Raw genomic sequence first — 20025 nt, 5'->3', positions numbered from 1 at the left:
TCCCCTCGCCTGAGGGCCTGCGCTCGCGCGTCGTCTGTCCGGCCTAGGCTGGGGGATGGACGAGGACCTCTTCTCGCTGGGCGGTGACGCGCCCGCGCCGCGCACGCTGTCGGACCGCAACCGGGACCATCGCGCCCCGCTCGCGGTGCGGATGCGCCCGCGCACCCTCGAGGAGGTGGTCGGGCAGCAGTCCGCGCTCGAGCCCGGCAGCCCGCTGCGCCGGCTCGTCGGCGCCGACGACTCCCGGACGGCGCCCAGCTCGGTGATCCTGTGGGGGCCTCCGGGCACAGGGAAGACCACTCTTGCCTATGTGGTGGCGCAATCCGGGGACCGCGAGTTCGTCGAGGTCTCCGCAGTGCTCGCCGGGGTCAAGGACATCCGCGAGGTGGTCGACCAGGCCCGCTCGCGGCTGCGCACCGTCGGCCGCGAGACCGTGCTGTTCGTCGACGAGGTGCACCGCTTCTCGAAATCCCAGCAGGACGCCCTGCTGCCGAGCGTCGAGAACCGCTGGGTCACCCTGATCGCCGCGACCACGGAGAACCCCTACTTCTCGGTGATCTCCCCCTGCTGTCGCGCTCGATCGTGCTCACCCTGGATTCCCTGGGGCGCGAGGACCTCGACGCGCTCGTCGACCGCGCCCTCGAGGACGAGCGCGGATTGGCCGGTTCCGTGACCCTCGCCGAGGATGCTCGTGAGGCTCTGCTGCGCCTGGGCGGAGGGGACGCCCGCAAGATCCTCACCTCGCTCGAGGCGGCCGCGGCCGCGGCGCTGATGAAGGACTCTGCGCAGATCGATGCCGCGACCCTCGCCCAGGCCGTCAATCGCGCTGCGGTGCGCTACGACCGGGCCGGGGATCAGCACTACGACGTCACCAGCGCCTTCATCAAGTCGATGCGCGGGAGCGATGTCGATGCAGCCCTGCATTACCTGGCACGCATGATCGAGGCGGGGGAGGACCCGCGGTTCATCGCCCGACGGGTCGTGATCGCCGCTGGCGAGGAGGTCGGGATGGCCGATCCGACCGCCCTCCAGGTCGCGGTCGCCGCGATGCAGGCGGTCCAGCTGCTCGGCATGCCCGAGGGCAGGATCCCGTTGGCCCAGGCCGTGGTCCACATCGCGACCGCCCCGAAGTCCAACGCCTCGTACCAGGCGCTGGATGCGGCGATCGCCGATGTGCGCGCCGGCAAGGGTCAGGCATCCCCGCCCATCTGCGCGATGCGCACTACGCGGGGGCGAAGAAGCTCGGCCACGGCACGGAGTACCTGTACGCCCACGACGCCCCGCACGGTGTGGTGGCGCAGCAGTACGCGCCCGACGATCTGGTGGGGGTGGATTACTACCACCCCAAGGGGCATGGGAACGAGGAACGGACCGGCCGCAGGCTCGAGGCTCTGCGACGGATCCTGCGCTCACGACCCCCGCGCGAACCGCAGGCGTGAGGCACTCCACAGGAAGCAAGGCGTGACCAGCGCCGTCGACCGTGGACCACGGGCTCCGGCTGCGGTAAGGTGGGTCGTTGAATCCGCGGCTGCAAGACTGGATTCACCACACGCGAACAAGAGGTATACCTCGTGACCAACGTCACCCGCGCGCGCCGTCAGGCGCGCCTGTCCCGAGCTCTCGGGCTCCCGCTCACCCCGAAGTCTGTCAAGTACTTCGAGAAGCGCCCGTACCCCCCCGGCGAGCACGGCCGTGCTCGCCGCCGCACCGAGTCGGACTACGCGGTGCGACTCAAGGAGAAGCAGCGCCTGCGCGCCCAGTACGGCATCCGCGAGAAGCAGATGCACCAGTCGTACCTGGACGCCAAGAAGGAGCCGGGTCTGACCGGTGAGAGCATGGTCGAGCTGCTCGAGATGCGCCTGGACGCGCTCGTCCTGCGCTCCGGCTTCGCCCGCACCACCCTCCAGGCCCGCCAGGCCGTCGTGCACCGCCACATCCTGGTCGACGGCAAGCTGGTGGACCGCCCCTCCTACCGCGTCTCCCCGGGCCAGACCATCCAGGTCAAGCCCAAGTCGCAGGCGATGGAGTCGTTCCAGATCGCAGCTGAGGGCGGCAACTCCGACGTCCTCGCCAGCACCCCCTCGTACCTCTCGGTCGAGCTGCCCGAGCTGAAGGCCCAGCTCGTCGCGCGCCCGAAGCGTGCCGAGGTTCCTGTGACCTGTGAGGTCCAGATGGTCGTCGAGTACTACGCGCGCTGACCTTTCTCACCGCGGCACGACAGGCCCTGGCGGGTGTACTCCGGTACCCTGACCGGGGCCTTCGTGTCTGAAGATGCCCGCCGCCCGCTCAGCGGGCCCACCCCGGCTGTTCCTGGAAGGACACCTCTCGACCATGCGCACCTCCGAGATCCATCGACGCTGGCTCGACTTCTTCGCGAAGAAGGACCACGAGATCGTGCCCAGCACCTCGCTGGTGTCCTCCGACCCGTCGATCCTGTTCACGATCGCCGGGATGGTCCCCTTCATCCCGTACATCGTCGGCACGGAGAAGGCGCCCTACGCGCGCGCCGCGAGCGTCCAGAAGTGCATCCGCACCAATGACATCGAGAACGTCGGCCGCACCACGCGGCACGGCACCTTCTTCCAGATGGCCGGGAACTTCTCCTTCGGGGACTACTTCAAGCAGGGCGCGATCGACTACTCGTGGGAGTTCCTGACCAGCTCCCAGGAGGAGGGCGGCCTCGGGTTCGACCCCGAGCGGCTGTGGTTCACCGTGTGGGAGCAGGACGAGGAGTCCTACCAGCACGTCACCGAGGTCATCGGCCTGGATCCGAAGCGCGTCGTGCGCCTCCCGCGCGAGGAGATCTTCTGGGACACCGGCCAGCCCGGCCCCGCCGGTCCGTGCGGCGAGTGGCACTACGACCGCGGCCCCGAGCACGGCCCGGATGCCGTCACCGGTACCGTCCCGGAATGGCCCGGGGATGAGAAGGGCGAGGATCGCTACATCGAGATCTGGAACCTCGTCTTCGACCAGTTCCTGCGCGGCGAGGGCAAGGGCAAGGACTACCCGCTGCTCGGCGAGCTCGAGCAGAAGTCGATCGACACCGGCCTGGGCGTCGAGCGCGTCGCCTACTTGCTGCAGGGCAAGCAGAACATGTACGAGATCGACCAGATCTTCCCGGTCATCGAGAAGGCCCAGGAGCTCTCCGGCCGTGCCTACGGCGCGGACGGCGAGGACGATGTGCACCTGCGGATCATCGGCGACCACGTGCGCAGCGCGCTGATGCTGGTGGCCGACGGCGTGCGCCCCGGCAACGAGGGCCGCGGCTACGTGCTGCGCCGTCTGATCCGCCGTGCGGTGCGGTCCATGCGCCTGCTCGGCCACTCGCAGCCGTCCATGCCGGAGCTGCTGCCGATCTCGAAGTCCCTGATGGTCGAGTCCTACCCCGAGCTCGACGCTGATTTCGGCCGGATCAGCGAGATCGTCTACGCGGAGGAGGAGGCGTTCCGCCGCACCCTGGAGACCGGCACCACGATCTTCGACCAGCTCGTGGGCCGCGTGAAGCAGGACGGCGGCGGCGTCGTCCCCGGTGACGACGCCTTCCGCCTGCACGACACCTACGGATTCCCGATCGACCTCACGATGGAGATGGCGCAGGAGGTCGGCCTGCAGGTCGATGCCGATGCCTTCCGTGGAGCGATGCAGGAGCAGCGCGAGCGGGCGCGAGCCGACGCCGCGGCGAAGAAGGCCGGCCACACCGACACCGCGATCTACAACCGTCTGCTCACCCAGCGCGGCGGTGAGGTCCCGTTCGTGGGCTACACCGACGACACCGTCTCCACCACCGTCGAGTCGGTGCTGGTGGACGGCCAGCTGGTCAGCTCCCTCGAGGCGCCCGCCCAGGTCGAGATCGTGCTGTCCACCACCCCCTCTATGCGGAGTCGGGGGCCAGCTCGCCGACCAGGGCCGCATCACCCTCGCCGGGGGCGGCCTGATCGAGGTCGACGATGTGCAGAAGCCGGTGCGCGGGCTCATCGTCCACCGCGGGCGGCTGGTCGAGGGCGCTGTGGCACAGGGCGCCTCCGCCATCGCCACGATCGACCTCGAGCGTCGTGGTGCGATCGCGCGCGCTCACACGGCGACCCACATGGTGCATGAATCTCTCCGCGAGGAGCTCGGTGGCAGCGCCACCCAGGCCGGTTCCGAGAACTCCCCGGGACGCATGCGTTTCGACTTCCGCTACGGCCAGGCCCTCCCGAAGTCCGTGCTCGAGCAGATCGAGGGACGGGTGAACACGCTGCTCCAGGACGAGCTGACCGTCACCGATCAGCAGATGTCCCTCGACGAGGCGAAGGCGCTCGGCGCCCAGGCGCTGTTCGGCGAGAAGTACGGCGACGTCGTGCGTGTCGTGTCGATCGGCGGGGACTGGTCCCGGGAGCTGTGCGGCGGCACCCACGTCGCCAGCACCGGCGCCATCGGCACCGTCCAGCTGATGGGAGAGGCGTCCATCGGAAGCGGCGTGCGCCGCGTCGACGCGCTGGTGGGCCTCTCCGCCTACCGCCACCAGGCCAAGGAGCACGCCCTGGTCTCCCAGCTCTCCGAGATGCTCAAGGTCGGAGCAGCCGAGGAGCTGCCCGAGCGGGTCCGCTCGCTCACCCAGCGCATGAAGGACATGGAGAAGCAGCTCGCCGCTCTGCGCGGACAGCAGCTTCAGGCCGAAGCCGGGAAGCTGGTGGAGACCGCGACCGACGTCGCCGGTGTGCGCCTGCTCGCGCACGACGCCGGCGAGGGGGTCGCCGCGGGCGATCTGCGCACCCTCGCTCTCGATCTGCGCGCACGCCTCGGCGACGACTCGCCCGCAACGGTCGCGGTCGCCGGGCACGAGAACGGCCGTGCGGCGCTGGTGATCGCCACCAACGCCTCTGCCCGCGAGCTCGGACTGGCCGCCGGCACGCTGCTGCGCACCGCTGCCGAGGCGATGGGCGGCCGCGGCGGCGGCAAGCCGGACATGGCACAGGGCGGCGGCGGCGAGCCGTCGCAGGTGCCCGCGGCGCTGACCGCGGTGCGCGAGTCGATCGAGACGGTCCGAGCCGGATGACCCCTGTGGCAGGCGAGGAGATGCAGCAGCCCGAGGGCCTGCCGCGCGGGGTCCGTCTCGGAGTCGACGTCGGAGACGTGCGAGTCGGGCTCGCACGCAGCGACCTCGACGGGATGATCGCCACCCCGATCGAGACCCTCGAGCGGGGCACGGCGGTGCGGCGTGTCGTCGAAGAGGCTCAGGAGCTCGATGCCCATGTCATCATGGTCGGGCTCCCGCGCTCCATGAACGGCACCGAGGGTGTCGCGGCACAGAAGGCGCGTACTTTCACCGCCGAGCTCATGGTCTCGCTGTCCACCGACGCCCCGGACATCGAGGTCAGGCTGATCGACGAGCGGTTGACGACCGTCTCGGCGCACAAGGCGCTGCACAGCTCGGGCCGGAAGGGCCGCAAGCACCGCCAGGTCGTCGATCAGGTCGCTGCGGTGATGATCCTCCAGCAGGCGCTGGACACGGAGAGGTCCACCGGGGCCCGCACCGGAGAGAGGGTCGAAGCGCCCGGCGTCCACGACCCGGCCCAGGAGGAGACCCGATGAACGATGAGGACCTCTCCTTCGACGAGCTCGCAGAATCACAGGGCCCGGGCTCGCCCCCGCAGGGGAGGCCCTCGGGTCGGGGGAGACGTCGCGCACCGAAGCGAGGCGGTTTCTTCCGTGGTGCTGCCGGTGCTCCTGGTGCTCCTGGTCGTCGGCGGCATCGCGGTCGGCGGAGTCCAGGGCTATCGCTGGGTCACCTCCAACGTCAACGTCGAGCAGGAGGCGGCGGACTATCCCGGCCCCGGCAGCGGCGAGGCGATCGTGGAGGTCGCGGAGGGGGATACCGGCACCGACATCGCCGGCACGCTGGTCGAGCAGGGCGTGATCAAGACCCCCGGCCCCTTCGTGAACATCTTCTCCAACACGCCCGACGCCTCCCGCATCGAGCCGGGCATCTACCAGCTGAAGCTCGAGATGACCTCGTCGGACGCACTCGATGCGCTCTTGGATCCGCAGAACCTGGCCGGCCATCGCGTGATCATCCCCGAGGGCAGGCGGGTCGCCCAGATCTGGGAGCAGCTGGCCGCGGAGACCGACATCCCCGTCGAGGACTTCGAGGCAGCCGCGCAGGACTACACCAGCTACGGCATCCCCGAGAACTCGGCGAAGTCGCTCGAGGGCTACCTCGCACCGGGCCGGTACGACATCTACGAGGACGCCACCGCCGAGGACGTCATCACGATGATGTGGGAGCGCATGGAGAAGGAGCTCACCGGTCGCGGCATCGCCGAGGCGGACTGGCACGAGTCGCTGACCATCGCTTCCCTCGCCGAGATGGAGGTGCGCAACCCGGAGGACTACGGCAAGGTCGTGCGCACCATCCGCAACCGACTCGAGGGAGCCGGCGAGGCCGACGGATCCCCGATGAAGCTCCAGTTCGACTCCACCGTGCACTACGTGACGGGGAAGTCCGCGAGCGTGGGCACCACGGACGCCGAGCGCGCCACGGACAGCCCCTACAACACCTACCGCTATGGCGGTCTGCCGCCCGGCCCGATCGCCGCGCCCGGTGCGAACGCGCTCGACGCGGTCGATGCACCGCCAGAGGGTGACTGGCTGTACTTCGTCAGCGTGAACACGGACACGGGCGAGACCAAGTTCGCCGCCACCTGGGCGGAGCACGAGGAGAACGTCGCGGAATGGCAGGCGTGGGCGGCGTCGAAGGGATGAGCTCGCTACGTTTCGCGGTCGTCGGCTCACCGGTCCAGCACTCCCTCTCGCCCGTCCTGCACCGCACCGCCTACGAGCTGCTCGGCATCGAGGACGCCGCCTACGAACGGCATGAGGTGCGCTCCGGCGAGCTCGCGGACTTCCTCGCACGCGGACCGGGGCGCGAGCTGCGTGGACTCAGCGTGACCATGCCCGGGAAGCCGGAGGCGTTCGCGCTGGCGGCGGCGACCGACGCGACCTCCCGCCGCCTGGGCATCTCGAACACCCTGATCCGTGTGGACGGAGGCTGGCGTGCCGAGAACCACGACGTCCACGGCATCGTCGCGGCGCTGCGCGACCATGGCGCGGAGGCACCGGGAACGGGCGGCGTGCTCGGCTCCGGAGCGACCGCGCTGAGCGCCCTCGCCGCGCTCATCCAGCTCGGTGCGCATACGGTGCTGCTGACCGCGCGCAGCCCCCACAAGCTCGCCCCGCTCGAGCAGTTCGCACGCTCCCACGACGTAGTCGTGACCCAGATCCCGTGGGAACGGCACCACGAGGTGCTGTCGGCGGACGCCGTCGTGAGCGCGCTGGCGATCGACGGCGCACGCTCCGTCGCCGAGCAGTGGCAGGCGCGTGCCTCCCTCCCCGCACCGGGAGTGCTGCTCGACGTGCTCTACGACCCCTGGCCGGCGCCGATCGCGGCAGTGGTCCAGCGTGCCGGGGAGAGGTCGCCGACGGACTCGAGATGCTCGCCCATCAGGCCGATATGCAGCTCCGCTCGATGCTCGGCGTCCCCGCGGCGCCGGTGGAGCGGATGCTCGCCGCGGCACGCACGGAGCTGGAGCGCCGGCACCGCAGCACCGGGATGTGAACCCGCGCTTGTCCCACCGGGTAAAGCAAGGGTAAAGTGACCGGTGTCGCACGGCCCTTGCCGGGCCCGGGAACGAGCACGAGGAACTCACTCATGGAGCTGGAGCGAGCAGTGGACGAGCGGATCGCCGCCATGACGACGGCTGCCTCCGGGAAGCCCGCCGTGATCGGGCCTCACCGTGCCGAGATATCCCATCCCTCCCGTCTCGACGCCTCCGTGTCCACGCCGATGCTGCGCCTGTGCACGGCGCTGGCCGCGCGGGCCCGGGTGGAGCTGCTGTCCGAGAACCGCCATGCCGCGGCGGACGAGCTCTCCGCTCTCCTCGACACCATGGGCGGGTGGGAGCCGGAGCTGCTCGATGCCCCGGACCCCACGATGACCGTTCTTTGCGCCGCAGCGCTCCAGGATCTCGCCGAGCGCCTGCCGGACCCGGGCGCCGAGCTGTCCGCACGCGTCGGCGCCGTGCTGGCGCTGCTCCATGGCGTGATGGAGGACGGCCGCGTCGTGGCGTCGGCGTGATTGTCTTCACGTTCCCCCTGGCAGGGCCGCTTTCGGGTGCGAACCACCCTCGCGTGCGTGCTAATCTTCTCTAGTCGCTACGAGCGGCCACCTGTCCGGGTGGCGGAATTGGTAGACGCGCTAGCTTGAGGTGCTAGTGCCCTTTATCGGGCGTGGGGGTTCAAGTCCCCCTCCGGACACGCGATGAGAACCCCGATCCACTCAGTGGATCGGGGTTCTTCGCATCCCCGGAGTTCGGCCATGCGCCCGCACGCCCACCGCTACGATGCGAGCGACACCTCCGAGGCAAGGAACCGCCGTGGCAGCATCGCCGGACGCAGCGCCCCTTCCCGCCGCGGCGACGCTCGAGCGTACTCCGCCGTGGCGCTACGCCCTGGGGATGTTCGGCACCTCCATCCCGATCACCATGATCAAGAGCTCGATCGTGCTGTTCTACGTGGACATCCTGGGCCTCGATGTTCGCGCCTACGCCGTGGTGATGGTGCTCTACGCGGTCATCGATGCGATCGACAACCCGCTGCTGGGCTACCTCTCCGACCGCACCCGCACCCGTTTCGGGCGCCGACGACCCTGGCTGCTGATCGGTGCACCCCTGCTCGCCGCATCGATGATCGCCCTGTTCAGCCCGCCGTCGGCCCTCGACGGCCTCGCGCTGGTGCTTTGGTTCGCCGTTTTCGCGATCCTCTCCGAGCTGTTCGACTCGATGCTGAACGCCAACTACGGAGCGCTGCTGCCCGAGCTGTTCCCGACCGAACGGCGCCGAGGGCTCGCCAACGTGCTCCGACAGGCCTTCCAGCTGGTCGCGATGATCATCTCCCTCGCACTGACACCGGTGCTGACCACCTCCCTGCTGGGGACAGAGGAGACCACCGAGGGCTTCACCCTCACCGCGATCCTGTACGCGCTGCTCGCCGTCGCGGTGATCACGGTGATGGCGCTCGGGGTGCGGGAGAACCCCGGCATGCCCAGGAGCATCGCCCGCGCCTGCTCCCGGCGGTGATGCAGATCCTGAAGAACCCCCTGTTCTGGGCAGTGGGCCTGACCAGCGCCTGCTACGGCATCGCCCTGGCGATCGTGCTGTCCGGGGTGCAGCTGTACGTCCGCTACACCCTCGAGCTGCCCGTCGCCTACGCCTTCGGGCTGCAGGGGGTCGTGATCCTGGTCGCCGCGGGGGCGCTGTTCGGATGGCTGCGCCTGATCACCCGGATCGGGGCGCTGCGCACCTGGCGGATCGCGTTCCTCGTGCTCGGGGCCTCGTTCGGCCTGATGTACTTCGCGGGATCTCTGCCGGCCGCGCTCGGTGCTGGGGCGGTGCTGGGGCTCGGGTGGGCTGGGATGATGGCGACCAACGATCTGGTCGTCGCGCGGGTCCTCGATCTCGACGCCGCGCGCAACGGGGTGCACCGCGAGGGGCTGTTCCTCTCCGCCTTCGGCGTGTTCGGCCGGCTCAACGGCGCGGTCACCGGAGTAGCGCTGGCCTCCCTCGGGCTGCTGTACGGCTACTACTCCGGAGATGATCCGGGCACGGACCCCGGACAGGCGTTCCGGGTCTACCTGTGCGTCTATCCGTTCATCCTCTGCAGCATCGGTGCGATCGCCTCCCGGTTCATCCGGGTCCCACCGCCTCCGTCGGAGTCGTCGCAGCTCGCGAACTCCCGGAGCGGACCGTGACCCGGCGCCTCGTCATCACCGCCGATGACCTGGGACGCGACCATGCCGGGACCGCGGCCATCCACGCTCTGCACCTCGCCGGAGCGATCACCCGGGCCACGCTGATCCCGGTCTCACCGCATGCAGCGCAGGCCGTGGAGACGTTCCGTTCCAGCGGTGTCGATCCGCAGCTCCACCTCACGCTGACCAGTGATGCAGGGCCCGGCCCCTGGCGACCGCTGACCGCCGGGGCGACGCTGCGTGACGAACAGGGCGATCTGCCCGCCGACGCCCGCCGGGTCGAGCTCACCGCTGATCCCGAGCAGGTGCGGGCCGAGTTGGATGCCCAGCTGGATTGGATGCACCGTGCAGGGTTGGAACCCCGTACGGCCGACTCCCACGCCGGCGTCCTCTACGGACTGCGCGGTGGTGAGCAGCTGCTGCCGATGGTGCTCGCCTGGTGCGCAGAACATCGGCTCAGTTTCCGCTTCCCGCGGGAGCCCGTTCATCACCCGGGATCCGGTCTCGAGCCCTGGGTAGGGGTACGACACCGTGAAGCGGTGGAGCTGGCCGATGCCCATGGGGTACGGCTGCCCGACGCGCTCCTGACCAGCCGCCGCACCACCGCTGATCATGGCGGATACCAGGCCCTGCGGGCCGAGCTGATCGACGGGCTGCGCCGACTCCCGGAGGGCACCAGCGAACTGTTCCTGCATCCTTCGGGCCCCGGGCCCGGGATCCCGGAGGTGAGGACCTGGGAAGCACGCCTGCTCCAGGATCCGCACTGGCGGCGAGCGCTGGACACGGAGAAGATCGAACTGGTGGAGGAGTGGTGAGCACAACCCCGATCGTGCATCGGCTCGAGCTGGGTCTCGAGCAGCAGCTGGAGCATCCCGTGCACACGGTGGCGTTCGATGTGCCCGCAGGGACCCCGAGCCTCGAGGTGCATCTGATCCATGACCGCGAGGCGGCCACGATCGACCTCGGGCTCGAAGGCCCGGGCGGCTGGCGCGGATGGTCCGGAGCTGCACGCGACCGCTTCGTCATCCGGCACGACGCCGCCACCCCCGGCTACCTCCCCGGGGGCTCGAGCCCGGCCGCTGGGATGTCCAGCTGGGCCTGTACCGCATGCCGGCAGCGCCGCTGCCGGTCACGGTCGAGATCCACCTGCCGGCTCTCTCACCGATCCCTCCGGAGCCGCTCGCCCGCGCTCGCGCCGAGACGCCCCGGGCCAGTGCACGGGCTCTGCCCGCAGCCCCGGGCCTGACCTGGCTGGCCGGCGATTTCCACAGCCATTCCACCCATTCCGACGGCGAGCAGTCCCTCGATGAGCTCGCCGCCCTCGCCGCCGGGCACGGGCTGGACTTCCTCGCCGTCACCGAGCACAACACGGTCTCCCACCTGCCGCATCTCAGCAGCGTCGGGGCGCGGCACGGGATCACGCTGCTTCCGGGCCAGGAGGTCACCACCCCGCGCGGCCACGCCAACGCGCTGGGGGATATCTCCTGGGTCGACTTCCGCCGCGACCCCTCCCACTGGCGCACACAGGTGGAACGTGAGGGCGGCCTGCTCAGCGTCAACCACCCCTCGCCGATGACAACGCCTGGCAGCATCCGCTCGCTGTCCTGCCGCCCGCCCTCGAGCTGTGGCATGTCAGCTGGTTCCTCGAGCGCACCGCCACCGCACCGTGGGCGCTGCTTTCGCGGTGGCCGCGCGGGACGATCCTGCTAGGCGGCAGCGACTACCACCACCCCCGCCACGGCTACCTCCCGGGAACGCCGACCACCTGGGTCGCTGCGGAGGACCGCAGTCCGGAGGCGATCCTCGACGCCGCACGCGCGGGCCGCACAGCCCTGACCACGCTGCCCACCCCGGACGCTCCGGCGCTCGTGAGGCGCGAGGACGAGCTGATCGCCATCGGCGCCGACGGCACCGTGCTGCGCGACCTCGAGGGACGGGCCCGGCTCCTGCACGGGCAGCGCGTGGTGATCCCGGCCACCGGCCAGGGCCCCTTCCGGCTCGAGACCCCCGGCGGCGAACTGCTCGCGATCTCTCCGTGAGCACCGGCGTGGAAGAATCTCCGGCATGGTCCACGTCTTCCTCCACGAGCCCGCGATCGCCGGCAACACCGGCAACGCGATCCGGCTCTCGGCCGTCACCGGCGCCCGCCTGCACCTGATCGAGCCGCTCGGCTTCGACCTGGAGGACGCCAAGCTGCGCCGTGCCGGGCTCGACTATCACGATCTCGCTGATGTCAGCATCCATCCGGGCATCGAGCAGGCCTTCGCCGCGGTGCCCGAGGCACGGGTGTTCGCCTTCAGCTCAGGCACGGACGTGTCCTTCGAGAGCATCGAATACCGCCGCGAGGACGTGCTTCTGTTCGGGACGGAGCCGACAGGCCTGCCCGAGGAGGTCATGGCTCACCCGCGTATCACCTCGAGGGTCCGGATCCCGATGCTTCCCGCCCGGCGCTCGCTGAACCTCGCCAACGCGGTCTCGATCGCGGTGTACGAGGCCTGGCGGCAGCTCAGCTACGACGGAGCCGGAGCATGAACGAGAAGCAGTCCTCTTCGCGCAGCGGCCCCGGGGCACCCCGGCGCTGCCGGCACACATCGCGCGACGCAACGCTCTGTTCCAGCAGTGGCAGGCACTGCTGACCAACCGCACCAAACGCACCCGCACCGGCGAGATGCTCATCCAGGGGTGCGCCCGATCTCCCAGGCCATCGCCCACGGCGTCGAGATCCGGGCGCTGCTCTCCGACGGCCGGGACCAGCCCTCACGCTGGGCGCAGCAGCTGCTGGAGAACCCTCCTGCACCGGTGGTGGTGCTCGCCCCCGAGCTGATGGCGGAGCTGGGCGAGCGCGACGACGGCTCACCGGAGCTCCTGGCGCTCGCGGCCGTGCCCTCCGATGATCCGCAGCGCCTCACCCTGACGGCCTCCACCGTGCTGGTCGCCTTCGACCGCCCCTCCAGCCCGGGCAACATCGGCTCGCTGGCACGCTCGGTCGACGCCCTCGGCGCCGACGGGCTGCTGATCACCGGGCGCTCCGCGGACGCCTGGGATCCCGCAGCGATCCGCGCGAGCACCGGCTCCCTCTTCGCGATGCCGGTGCTGCGCCTGCCCTCCCACCGCGAGGTGATGAGCTGGATCGATGGTCGACGCGACCTCGGTGAGCCGTGGACCGTGGTCGGCCTCGACGAGGCCGGCGGGAACGAGCTCGCGGATACCGACCTGACCGGCCCCACGCTGCTGGTGCTGGGCAACGAGACGACCGGGATGAGCGCCGGTTGGAGGGAGGCCTGCGACGTGGTCGCGGAGATCCCGATGACCGGAAGCGCCTCCTCGCTGAACGCCTCCGTGGCAGGCTCGATCGCGCTGTACGAGACCCGGCGTCAGCGCCGCGCAGGGGTCACGGCCAGCTGAGCGGCTCAGCCGGTGCCGAGTGCGGCACCCACCAGGGGAGCGCCCAGCAGCCCCAGGAACGGGCAGGCAAGGAGCACCGGCCCCAGAGCGAAACGCACCCCCGCGCGACGGGTCACCGCGATCACCGCCGTCCCGACAGCACCGCCCACCAGGGCGACTCCCAGCAGACCGGCGATCAGCACCTCTCCGCCCAGCGCGGCGGACATCCCCACCACCACCGGCACCGTCTTCGCATCTCCCATGCCCAGCAGCGGGGGAGCGAGCAGGCTCACCAGGATCGCCCCGATCCCGAGCACCAGCGCGAGCACCGCGGCGGTGCGCAGGCCCGGCCTGAGCTCGGGAACCATCAGGGCGAGCAGCAGCAGCGAGAGGCCCACCCCCGCGGTGAGGCCGGCGACCCAGCGGTTCGGCAACCGACGCTCCCGGCCATCGACCCATGACAGCACCACCGCGGGCGGCAGGTACACCACCAGCAGCACAGCGATCAGCAGCGGGGAGCTCTCGGGCACCAGGCCATTGGACCAGACACGGGCGGGCGCGGCAGGTTTCCGCGGTGCACTGTGGACAACCGCCCTCCCGGCTCCGGCCGGACTGGCCTGGGGGCTGCTAGAGCGTGGACTGCACCCGGATGATGCGGCGGCGCATCCAGACCTTCTTCCCACCGCCGATGTACAGACGGGTGCGGGCATGCTCCCACCTGCCATACTCGGCCTGCTCGGCCAGCTCGGCGCGCACCTGCCCGAAGGAGATGCCGCGCGGCACCGTGAAGATCTGGAACTCGTAGTCCGCCGCGCGCCGACCGCGCTCGACGGGCAGGTCCCGCCACCCGCGGGGATCGCTCACGTGCTGGACCCCGGCGACGAGAGGGGTGCGCGGTCGGATCAACAGATTTCCTCCTGTGCTCGGTGACCAGCGACAGCAATGGCCCGCGGGGCTGCTGCGACTGCGGCGGATTCGTGATCATGACGAGCACGGCTCCACTGTCCATTCTGCCGCCAGACGGGGTACCGTCCAACCATGAACACGGATCCTCGCTCCGCTCTTGCTGCGCTGATCGCTGCCCTCGAACGTCACTACGAGGCCGCCGCCGCCTCGCGGGGTGACGACGATCCCGCCCTGGACTCCGCCACCGAGCGCCTCGCCACCGCCTTCGACACCTACGACGACGCCCTCTTCGACGCCTACGACGTCGCCACCCCGCTGATCGTCTTCGACGACGACGACGATGATGACGATGATGATGACGACTTCGACGATCTCGACGACTTCGACGAGGACGATGACGATGACGATGACGACTACGACGATGAGGACTACGAGGACGATGGCGACGAGGACTCCGCGCGCTGAGCGCTGAGGCCCTCCTCCGTACGTCTCCGCACCTCCACGTAGTCTTCACCACTGCTCCGCTGCGCGGCGCCGGGCCCACTGCCCGGCGCCGCGTACTCTGTCCGGGGTCCGGCACCGTCCCTGCGCGGCGCGGACAGCCCCCTGAAGCCATCGAGGAGTGTTCATGTCGTTCATCGAGGCGGTGATCCTGGGCCTGGTCCAGGCGTTGACCGAGTTCCTCCCGATCTCCTCGAGCGCGCACGTGCGCGTGGCCGGAGAGCTGATGAACCCCGGGCAGGATCCGGGCGCCGCGTTCACCGCGATCATCCAGCTCGGCACCGAAGCGGCGGTGCTGATCTACTTCTGGTCGGACATCACCCGCATCATCGGCAGATGGTTCAAGGCGCTCGCGGGGAAGGTCCCGCACTCCGACCCCGATGTCCGGATGGGCTGGCTGGTGATCATCGGCTCGATCCCGATCGGTGTGCTGGGTCTCCTCTTCGAAGATCAGATCGATCACACCCTGCGGAACCTCTACATCACCGCGATCATGCTGATCGTCTTCGGGCTCCTCCTGGGCATGGCGGACCGCATCGCCCCGCAGCGCAAGGAGCTCAAGGAGCTCACCGTCCGCGACGGCATCATCTTCGGCCTGGCCCAGGCCCTCGCCCTCATCCCGGGCGTCTCCCGGTCCGGCGGCACGATCACCGCAGGACTGCTCATGGGGTACACCCGGCAGGCGGCCGCCCGCTACGCCTTCCTGCTCGCGGTGCCGGCAGTGTTCGCCTCCGGGCTGTACAAGGCCGCCCAGGAGGTGCCGGTGCTCCTGACGGCCGACGGGCGGGCCGCGGCGGCGGCCGCGGGGGAGCCCTCGCTCCTGGCGATGGTGGTCGCGACCGTGGTGGCCTTCGTCCTCGGCTACGCGGTGATCGTCTGGTTCATGCGCGTGATCGAGACCCGTTCGTACCTGATGTTCGTCATCTACCGCGTCGGCGCGGGCCTGGTGCTGCTGGCATTGCTCGGATTCGGTGTGGTGGATCCGCTGGGAGGCGCCTGACCCTCGCACGGCCCGCGGATCGTATGATCATCTGGTGCTCTCCTGGACCTCTCCCGCGCTTCGCCCCCTGCCCGCCTCCGACGTACCGCTGAGGCTGTACGACACTCGGACCGGGCGCATCGCGCCGATCATCCCCCTCACCCCAGGACGCGCACGGCTGTACGTCTGCGGGATCACCCCTACGACTCCACTCATCTCGGTCACGCCGCGACCTATCATGCGGCGGATCTGATGCGGCGAGCTCTGCACGACACCGGCGTCGAGGTCGAGATGGCGCAGAACATCACCGACGTCGATGATCCGCTGTTCGAGCGCGCCGAGCGCGACGGCCTGGACTGGCGCGATCTCGCTGCCTCCCAGGTCGAGCTGTTCACCTCCGACATGGCGGCGCTGCGGATCCTGGCCCCCGAGACCTACCGCTCCGTGAGCGAGGCGATGGACCAGATCATCGCCGTGGTGCTCACCCTGCATCAGCGCGGCCGCGCCTATCCCGTGGAGGCGGCTGATGCCGACGGGCCGGACTGGTACCTGGACCTGTCGATCGACGGCGCCCTGGGCGACGTCTCCGGGTGGACCGAGGAGCAGATGCTCGAGGTCTTCGCCGAGCGCGGGGAGACCCCGACAGGGAGGGCAAGCGCGGGCGTCTGGACCCGCTGCTGTGGCATGCCGAGCGACCGGGCGAGCCGGCCTGGGAGGCCGGGGAGCTGGGCCGCGGTCGGCCGGGATGGCATGTCGAATGCGTCTGCATCGCCGAAGAGGCGCTCGGCCTCCCCTTCGACATCCAGGCTGGCGGCAGCGATCTGATCTTCCCCCATCACGATCTCAGCGCCGCCCACTCCGTGGCCCTGGGCCGCCCCTTCGCGACCAGCTATGCCCACAGCGGCATGGTCGCCTACGAGGGCGAGAAGATGAGCAAGTCGCTCGGCAACCTGGTCTTCGTGCACCGCCTGGTGCGCGACGGCGTGGACCCGATGGCGATCCGGCTGGTGCTGATGGCGCACCATTACCGCTCGGACTGGGAGTGGTCGGAGGAGGAGCTCGAGCTCGCCCTCTCGCGGCTGGAGAGCTACCGCCTGGCCGCCCGCCGCGGCGGGCACCACCCCGCGACGGTGCAGGCCCTGCGCGCGGCTCTGCGCGATGACCTCGACACCGCGACCGCGCTCGAGGCCCTGGACAGCTGGGCCGCGGGCGGCAGCACCGCCCGCTCCGACGACCTGGCCGAGGCCCCCGGCGACGTGGGCGCGGCCGTCGACGCCCTCTTCGGCATCGCCCTGGTCTGATCCCGAGGGGTCAGCTCACTCCTGGCCCCGGCGTCGGCGCAGGAACTGCTCGAACTCCTTGGCGATCGCGTCACCGCTGGCCTCCGGGAGCCCGGCTGCATCCTGCGCCTGCTCGAGATGGCGCACGTAGTCGGCGACGTCCTCGTCGGTGCGGGCGAGCTCGTCGACCCCTCGCTCCCAGGCCTCCGCGTCCTCGACCAGCTCATCGAGCGGGATCGGGGCGCTGATGACCTCCTGCACCTCCCGCATCAGGCCGAGCACCGCCTTGGGGGAGGAGTTCTGCGAGACGTAGTGCGGGACCTGGACCCAGATGCTCGTGGTGGGCAGGCCTGCGCTCGCGGTGCGACGGGCGAGGATCGTGGGGACTCCGATCGGCCCCGAGTACTGCTCCTCCCCACCGGGGTGGGCAGGCACCGATTCGGGCTGGGTGGAGACCGGCAGGGGCCGGCTGTGCGGCGAATCCGCGAGCAGCGCGCCCAGGGAGAGCACCGATGCGGCGCCCAGGATCTGCAGCTGCTCGAGCACCTCGTCGCAGAAGCGCTTCCAGTGCAGCGACGGCTCCGGACCGATGACGGCGATGATCTCCGGGCCCTGCGGCGGCGTGATCAGGTGCAGCTGGGTGTCCGGCCAGTCGATGATCCGCGTGCCGTCCTCCGCAGTGCGGATCTCGGGGCGGTTGACCTGGAAGTCGATGAACTCCTCGGCGTCCACCGCACCGACCGGCCGCGAGGGCCAGACCTCGAGCAGATGCTCGATCACCCCGGTGGCGGCTTCGCCGGCATCGTTCCATCCGCTGAAAGCCGTGATGGCGATTCGACTCATCCCTCCATCATAGGGTCCGTGCGGCATCGAGCCGGTGCGCAGGGGGAGCGGCTATCCTCGGCCTGCCCTGGGAGCCGCCGCCGGGGACACGGATGGAGACGGATGATGAGAAGCCCCACGCTGCGCCTCGGAGCGCTGCCTCCGATCCGTGTCAGCCCGGGCACCCTCGTCACGGTGCTGCTGCTGGCGGTGCTGATGTACCCGGCACTCAGCCGCGGCGGCGCGGAGCAGGGCGTGGTGGTGCTGCTCTCCATCGCGATCGGCCTGTTCATGATCGTCTCCGTGCTGGTGCACGAGGCCGCGCATGCAGTGACCGCGCGCGCCTTCGGCGCCACGGTCGACCACATCGCGCTCACCCTGTGGGGTGGTCACACGCAATACCGCGCCCGCCAGATGCCAGCGCTGGGATCGGTGCTGGTCTCCCTCTCCGGGCCTTTTGCGAACGGCGTGCTGGCCGCGCTGGCCGCCGGTGCGACGCAGCTGGCGGAGCCGGGCTCCTCCCTCGCGGTGTCTTCTCGGTCAGCGCCTGGCTGAACCTCGTCCTGGCACTGTTCAACCTGCTGCCCGGCCTACCGATGGACGGCGGCAGGGCGCTCGAGTCGCTGCTGGGCGCGGTGCTGCGGAACCCGGTGCTGGCCACCCGGATCACGGCCTGGGCCGGGCGTGCCATCGCCGTCGCCGTCGTGGCCTACCCGCTGCTGCAGATCATGCGCACGGGCGGGGCCGGCAGCCTCTCCCTGCTCACCCTGGTCTGGGCGATGCTGATCGCCGGGCTGCTGTGGCAGGGCGCCACCCGGGCGCTCGAGGGCGCCTCGATGCAGGCCCGCATCCGCACCCTCGACGCCGTCGGCCTCGCCGTCCCGATGCGGATCGTCCCGCCGCATGCGCCGCTGGCGCAGCTCGGGACCGACGAGGAGCTCGAGCAGGTCCTGCTCCTCGATCGTGCCGCCGCCGCACCGGACCGGATCGGCCGGGCCTACCGGATCGACCTCACGGCCGCAGGCTCCGTCCCGCCGGAGCACCGTGCCGCCACCCCGGCGCACGCCGTCGCCGGATCCGTCGGAGACGTCGCCGTGCTCCCCGCCGCACTGCAGGGTGACGCGCTGATCGAGGCGATGCTCGCCCGTCCTGCGCCTGCATACCTGGTGCTCGCGGAGGACGGCACGGTGCGCGGTGTGATCCTGAGCGCCGATGTCAATGCGCTCCTGCGCCGGCGGTGAACATCACGACCCGTGCCTCGGTGCACGCCATATGCTGGAACCCATGACTGATCAGCCGCAGCCCGCCGCCCACCCCGGGGCGCAGGAGCCCGCCCCCGGGCACCGAAGCGCGGACTCGACCGCACCGGTCCCTTCGATCTCGGGGACAAGGTGCAGCTCGCAGATTCCAAGAACCGGCTGCACACCATCACCCTGAAGCCCGGCGGAGAGTTCCACTCCCACCGCGGAGTGCTCCGCCACGACCTGCTGATCGGCGCCGAGGACGGCGTGGTGGTCGAGGACAGCCACGGCACCCGCTACCAGGCGCTGCGTCCGCTGTACGCCGACTACATGCTCTCCATGCCGCGCGGCGCCGCGATCATCTATCCCAAGGATTCCGCCCAGATCCTGATGTGGGGCGACATCTTCCCCGGTGCCCGGGTGCTCGAGGCCGGGGTCGGCTCCGGTGGCCTGACCACCGCGCTGCTGCGCGCCGTCGGCCCCGAGGGCCGGGTCCACTCGATCGAACGGCGCGAGGACTTCGCTGAGGTGGCTCGGGAGAACGTCGAGACGTTCTTCGGCGAGCCCCACCCCTCCTGGCAGCTGTCGATCGGCGACTTCCAGGACGTCGCCCCGACGCTCTCGCCCGAGGAGCCCTCCGTGGACAGGGTGGTGCTGGACATGCTCGCGCCCTGGGAGTGCGTGGACTCGGCCGCTGAGGTGCTCGTCTCCGGCGGGGTGTTCCTCGCCTACGTCGCGACCGTCACGCAGCTCTCCCGCACCGCGGAGGCCCTGCGCGACCACGGCGAGTTCACCGAGCCCTATGCCTGGGAATCGTTCGTGCGGCCCTGGCACCTGGAGGGCCTCGCGGTGCGACCCGAGCACCGGATGAACGCCCACACCGGCTTCCTGCTCACCGCACGACGCACCGCGCACGGCACCCCGGCCCTGACCCGGGTGACCCGGCCGGCACCCGGTTCGCGACTCGAGGAGGAGCTGAACCACCCCGACAACGAGGGCTTCGGCGGCTCGGGCGGGGACTGGGAGCCGCAGGACCTCGGGGAGCGCGGCGTCGCACCGCGCAAGCTCAAGCGGGCGCTGCGCGACATCCGACAGGGCCGCGATCGCTGATCGAGCCCGGGAAGG

General features: G+C 70.4%; 18 protein-coding genes, 1 tRNA gene and 5 pseudogenes. 21 read left to right on the top strand and 3 right to left on the bottom strand.

Features of this window, described 5'->3' with window-relative positions:
• The first annotated feature begins 55 nt into the window (after positions 1-55).
• The 15 genes and pseudogenes from H3H54_RS09695 to H3H54_RS09630 all read left to right on the top strand — a co-directional run bounded on the left by H3H54_RS09695 (position 56) and on the right by H3H54_RS09630 (position 13192).
• Positions 56-1439: pseudogene (locus H3H54_RS09695) on the top strand (replication-associated recombination protein A).
• Positions 1440-1571: 132 nt separating this feature from the next.
• Positions 1572-2198: a 30S ribosomal protein S4 gene (rpsD, locus tag H3H54_RS09690; protein WP_262423738.1), complete on the top strand. Its 627-nt coding sequence runs from the start codon at positions 1572-1574 to the stop codon at positions 2196-2198.
• Between the two features lie 133 nt (positions 2199-2331).
• Positions 2332-5038: pseudogene (gene alaS / locus H3H54_RS09685) on the top strand (alanine--tRNA ligase).
• A complete protein-coding gene (ruvX, locus tag H3H54_RS09680; RefSeq protein WP_262423737.1) occupies positions 5035-5574 on the top strand; it encodes a Holliday junction resolvase RuvX in 540 nt (179 codons plus the stop codon). The pseudogene alaS and the gene ruvX overlap by 4 nt, the downstream one beginning before the upstream one ends.
• A 117-nt stretch (positions 5575-5691) precedes the next feature.
• On the top strand, positions 5692-6744 hold the full coding sequence (gene mltG, locus H3H54_RS09675; protein WP_262423736.1) for an endolytic transglycosylase MltG: 1053 nt from the start codon (positions 5692-5694) through the stop codon (positions 6742-6744).
• On the top strand, positions 6714-7637 hold the full coding sequence (locus H3H54_RS09670) for a shikimate dehydrogenase (protein WP_262423735.1): 924 nt from the start codon (positions 6714-6716) through the stop codon (positions 7635-7637). The genes mltG and H3H54_RS09670 overlap by 31 nt, the downstream gene beginning before the upstream one ends.
• A gap of 53 nt (positions 7638-7690) precedes the next feature.
• The gene (locus H3H54_RS09665; protein WP_262423734.1) at positions 7691-8116 is read left to right on the top strand and encodes a hypothetical protein; all 426 of its coding nucleotides are present in this window, start codon (positions 7691-7693) and stop codon (positions 8114-8116) included.
• A gap of 93 nt (positions 8117-8209) precedes the next feature.
• Positions 8210-8295: transfer RNA gene (locus H3H54_RS09660), tRNA-Leu, on the top strand.
• A gap of 86 nt (positions 8296-8381) precedes the next feature.
• A pseudogene (locus H3H54_RS09655) lies at positions 8382-9787 on the top strand (MFS transporter).
• Complete coding sequence (locus H3H54_RS09650; protein ID WP_262423733.1) at positions 9784-10602, top strand: ChbG/HpnK family deacetylase; 819 nt, start codon at positions 9784-9786, stop codon at positions 10600-10602. Before H3H54_RS09655 ends, H3H54_RS09650 begins: the two are co-directional and overlap by 4 nt.
• A gap of 292 nt (positions 10603-10894) precedes the next feature.
• A complete protein-coding gene (locus H3H54_RS09645) occupies positions 10895-11497 on the top strand; it encodes a CehA/McbA family metallohydrolase (protein ID WP_262423732.1) in 603 nt (200 codons plus the stop codon).
• 158 nt (positions 11498-11655) lie between these two features.
• Positions 11656-11826, top strand: a complete 171-nt coding sequence (locus H3H54_RS09640; protein WP_262423731.1) for a hypothetical protein — start codon at positions 11656-11658, stop codon at positions 11824-11826.
• A 25-nt stretch (positions 11827-11851) separates the two neighbouring features.
• Complete coding sequence (locus tag H3H54_RS09635; RefSeq protein ID WP_262423730.1) at positions 11852-12319, top strand: tRNA (cytidine(34)-2'-O)-methyltransferase; 468 nt, start codon at positions 11852-11854, stop codon at positions 12317-12319.
• A 46-nt stretch (positions 12320-12365) separates the two neighbouring features.
• Positions 12366-12598: pseudogene (locus tag H3H54_RS19590) on the top strand (rRNA methyltransferase); the annotation flags it as partial.
• 12 nt (positions 12599-12610) lie between these two features.
• The gene (locus tag H3H54_RS09630) at positions 12611-13192 is read left to right on the top strand and encodes a TrmH family RNA methyltransferase (RefSeq protein WP_395963754.1); all 582 of its coding nucleotides are present in this window, start codon (positions 12611-12613) and stop codon (positions 13190-13192) included.
• A gap of 5 nt (positions 13193-13197) precedes the next feature.
• On the opposite strand, the gene H3H54_RS09625 is transcribed toward H3H54_RS09630, so the two are convergent.
• Both H3H54_RS09625 and H3H54_RS09620 read right to left on the bottom strand, forming a co-directional pair.
• Positions 13198-13701, bottom strand: coding sequence for a hypothetical protein (locus H3H54_RS09625; RefSeq protein WP_262423729.1), 504 nt, complete (start codon positions 13699-13701; stop codon positions 13198-13200).
• A gap of 97 nt (positions 13702-13798) precedes the next feature.
• Positions 13799-14077 (bottom strand): DUF5703 family protein, encoded by a 279-nt coding sequence (locus H3H54_RS09620; protein WP_262423728.1) that lies wholly within the window; start codon positions 14075-14077, stop codon positions 13799-13801.
• A gap of 132 nt (positions 14078-14209) precedes the next feature.
• Here H3H54_RS09620 and H3H54_RS09615 point away from each other — a divergent pair, with 132 nt between their 5' ends.
• The 3 genes and pseudogenes from H3H54_RS09615 to mshC all read left to right on the top strand — a co-directional run bounded on the left by H3H54_RS09615 (position 14210) and on the right by mshC (position 16858).
• Positions 14210-14542 (top strand): DNA primase, encoded by a 333-nt coding sequence (locus H3H54_RS09615; RefSeq protein WP_262423727.1) that lies wholly within the window; start codon positions 14210-14212, stop codon positions 14540-14542.
• A gap of 163 nt (positions 14543-14705) precedes the next feature.
• Positions 14706-15578: an undecaprenyl-diphosphate phosphatase gene (locus H3H54_RS09610; protein WP_262423726.1), complete on the top strand. Its 873-nt coding sequence runs from the start codon at positions 14706-14708 to the stop codon at positions 15576-15578.
• A gap of 34 nt (positions 15579-15612) precedes the next feature.
• Positions 15613-16858, top strand: a pseudogene (mshC, locus tag H3H54_RS09605) (cysteine--1-D-myo-inosityl 2-amino-2-deoxy-alpha-D-glucopyranoside ligase).
• Between the two features lie 15 nt (positions 16859-16873).
• Here mshC and H3H54_RS09600 read toward each other — a convergent pair.
• Positions 16874-17680 (bottom strand): PAC2 family protein, encoded by an 807-nt coding sequence (locus H3H54_RS09600; RefSeq protein ID WP_262423725.1) that lies wholly within the window; start codon positions 17678-17680, stop codon positions 16874-16876.
• Between the two features lie 102 nt (positions 17681-17782).
• Between H3H54_RS09600 and H3H54_RS09595 the strand changes: the two genes are divergently transcribed.
• The 3 genes from H3H54_RS09595 (at position 17783) to H3H54_RS09585 (ending at position 20010) form a co-directional block, all read left to right on the top strand.
• Positions 17783-18214 (top strand): site-2 protease family protein, encoded by a 432-nt coding sequence (locus tag H3H54_RS09595; protein ID WP_262423724.1) that lies wholly within the window; start codon positions 17783-17785, stop codon positions 18212-18214.
• On the top strand, positions 18211-18900 hold the full coding sequence (locus H3H54_RS09590) for a site-2 protease family protein (protein WP_262426450.1): 690 nt from the start codon (positions 18211-18213) through the stop codon (positions 18898-18900). Before H3H54_RS09595 ends, H3H54_RS09590 begins: the two co-directional genes overlap by 4 nt.
• 150 nt (positions 18901-19050) lie before the next feature.
• On the top strand, positions 19051-20010 hold the full coding sequence (locus H3H54_RS09585; RefSeq protein WP_262423723.1) for a tRNA (adenine-N1)-methyltransferase: 960 nt from the start codon (positions 19051-19053) through the stop codon (positions 20008-20010).
• Positions 20011-20025: the final 15 nt, after the last annotated feature.

Source organism: Brachybacterium sp. Z12 (assembly GCF_014400405.1).
In the GTDB taxonomy this organism is placed as follows: Bacteria; Actinomycetota; Actinomycetes; order Actinomycetales; family Dermabacteraceae; genus Brachybacterium.
This window is presented reverse-complemented; position numbering and strand designations above follow the sequence as displayed.

Excerpts from the sequence above, each read along its gene's own strand:
- H3H54_RS09610 (WP_262423726.1), top strand. The coding sequence starts at position 14,706 with ATGTCGTTCATCGAGGCGGTGATCCTGGGCCTGGTCCAGGCGTTGACC.
- H3H54_RS09645 (WP_262423732.1), top strand. The coding sequence starts at position 10,895 with ATGCCGGCAGCGCCGCTGCCGGTCACGGTCGAGATCCACCTGCCGGCT.
- H3H54_RS09670 (WP_262423735.1), top strand. The coding sequence starts at position 6,714 with ATGGCAGGCGTGGGCGGCGTCGAAGGGATGAGCTCGCTACGTTTCGCG.
- H3H54_RS09595 (WP_262423724.1), top strand. The coding sequence starts at position 17,783 with ATGATGAGAAGCCCCACGCTGCGCCTCGGAGCGCTGCCTCCGATCCGT.
- H3H54_RS09600 (WP_262423725.1), bottom strand. The coding sequence starts at position 17,680 with ATGAGTCGAATCGCCATCACGGCTTTCAGCGGATGGAACGATGCCGGC.
- H3H54_RS09665 (WP_262423734.1), top strand. The coding sequence starts at position 7,691 with ATGGAGCTGGAGCGAGCAGTGGACGAGCGGATCGCCGCCATGACGACG.
- ruvX (WP_262423737.1), top strand. The coding sequence starts at position 5,035 with ATGACCCCTGTGGCAGGCGAGGAGATGCAGCAGCCCGAGGGCCTGCCG.
- H3H54_RS09635 (WP_262423730.1), top strand. The coding sequence starts at position 11,852 with ATGGTCCACGTCTTCCTCCACGAGCCCGCGATCGCCGGCAACACCGGC.
- H3H54_RS09615 (WP_262423727.1), top strand. The coding sequence starts at position 14,210 with ATGAACACGGATCCTCGCTCCGCTCTTGCTGCGCTGATCGCTGCCCTC.
- H3H54_RS09630 (WP_395963754.1), top strand. The coding sequence starts at position 12,611 with ATGGCGGAGCTGGGCGAGCGCGACGACGGCTCACCGGAGCTCCTGGCG.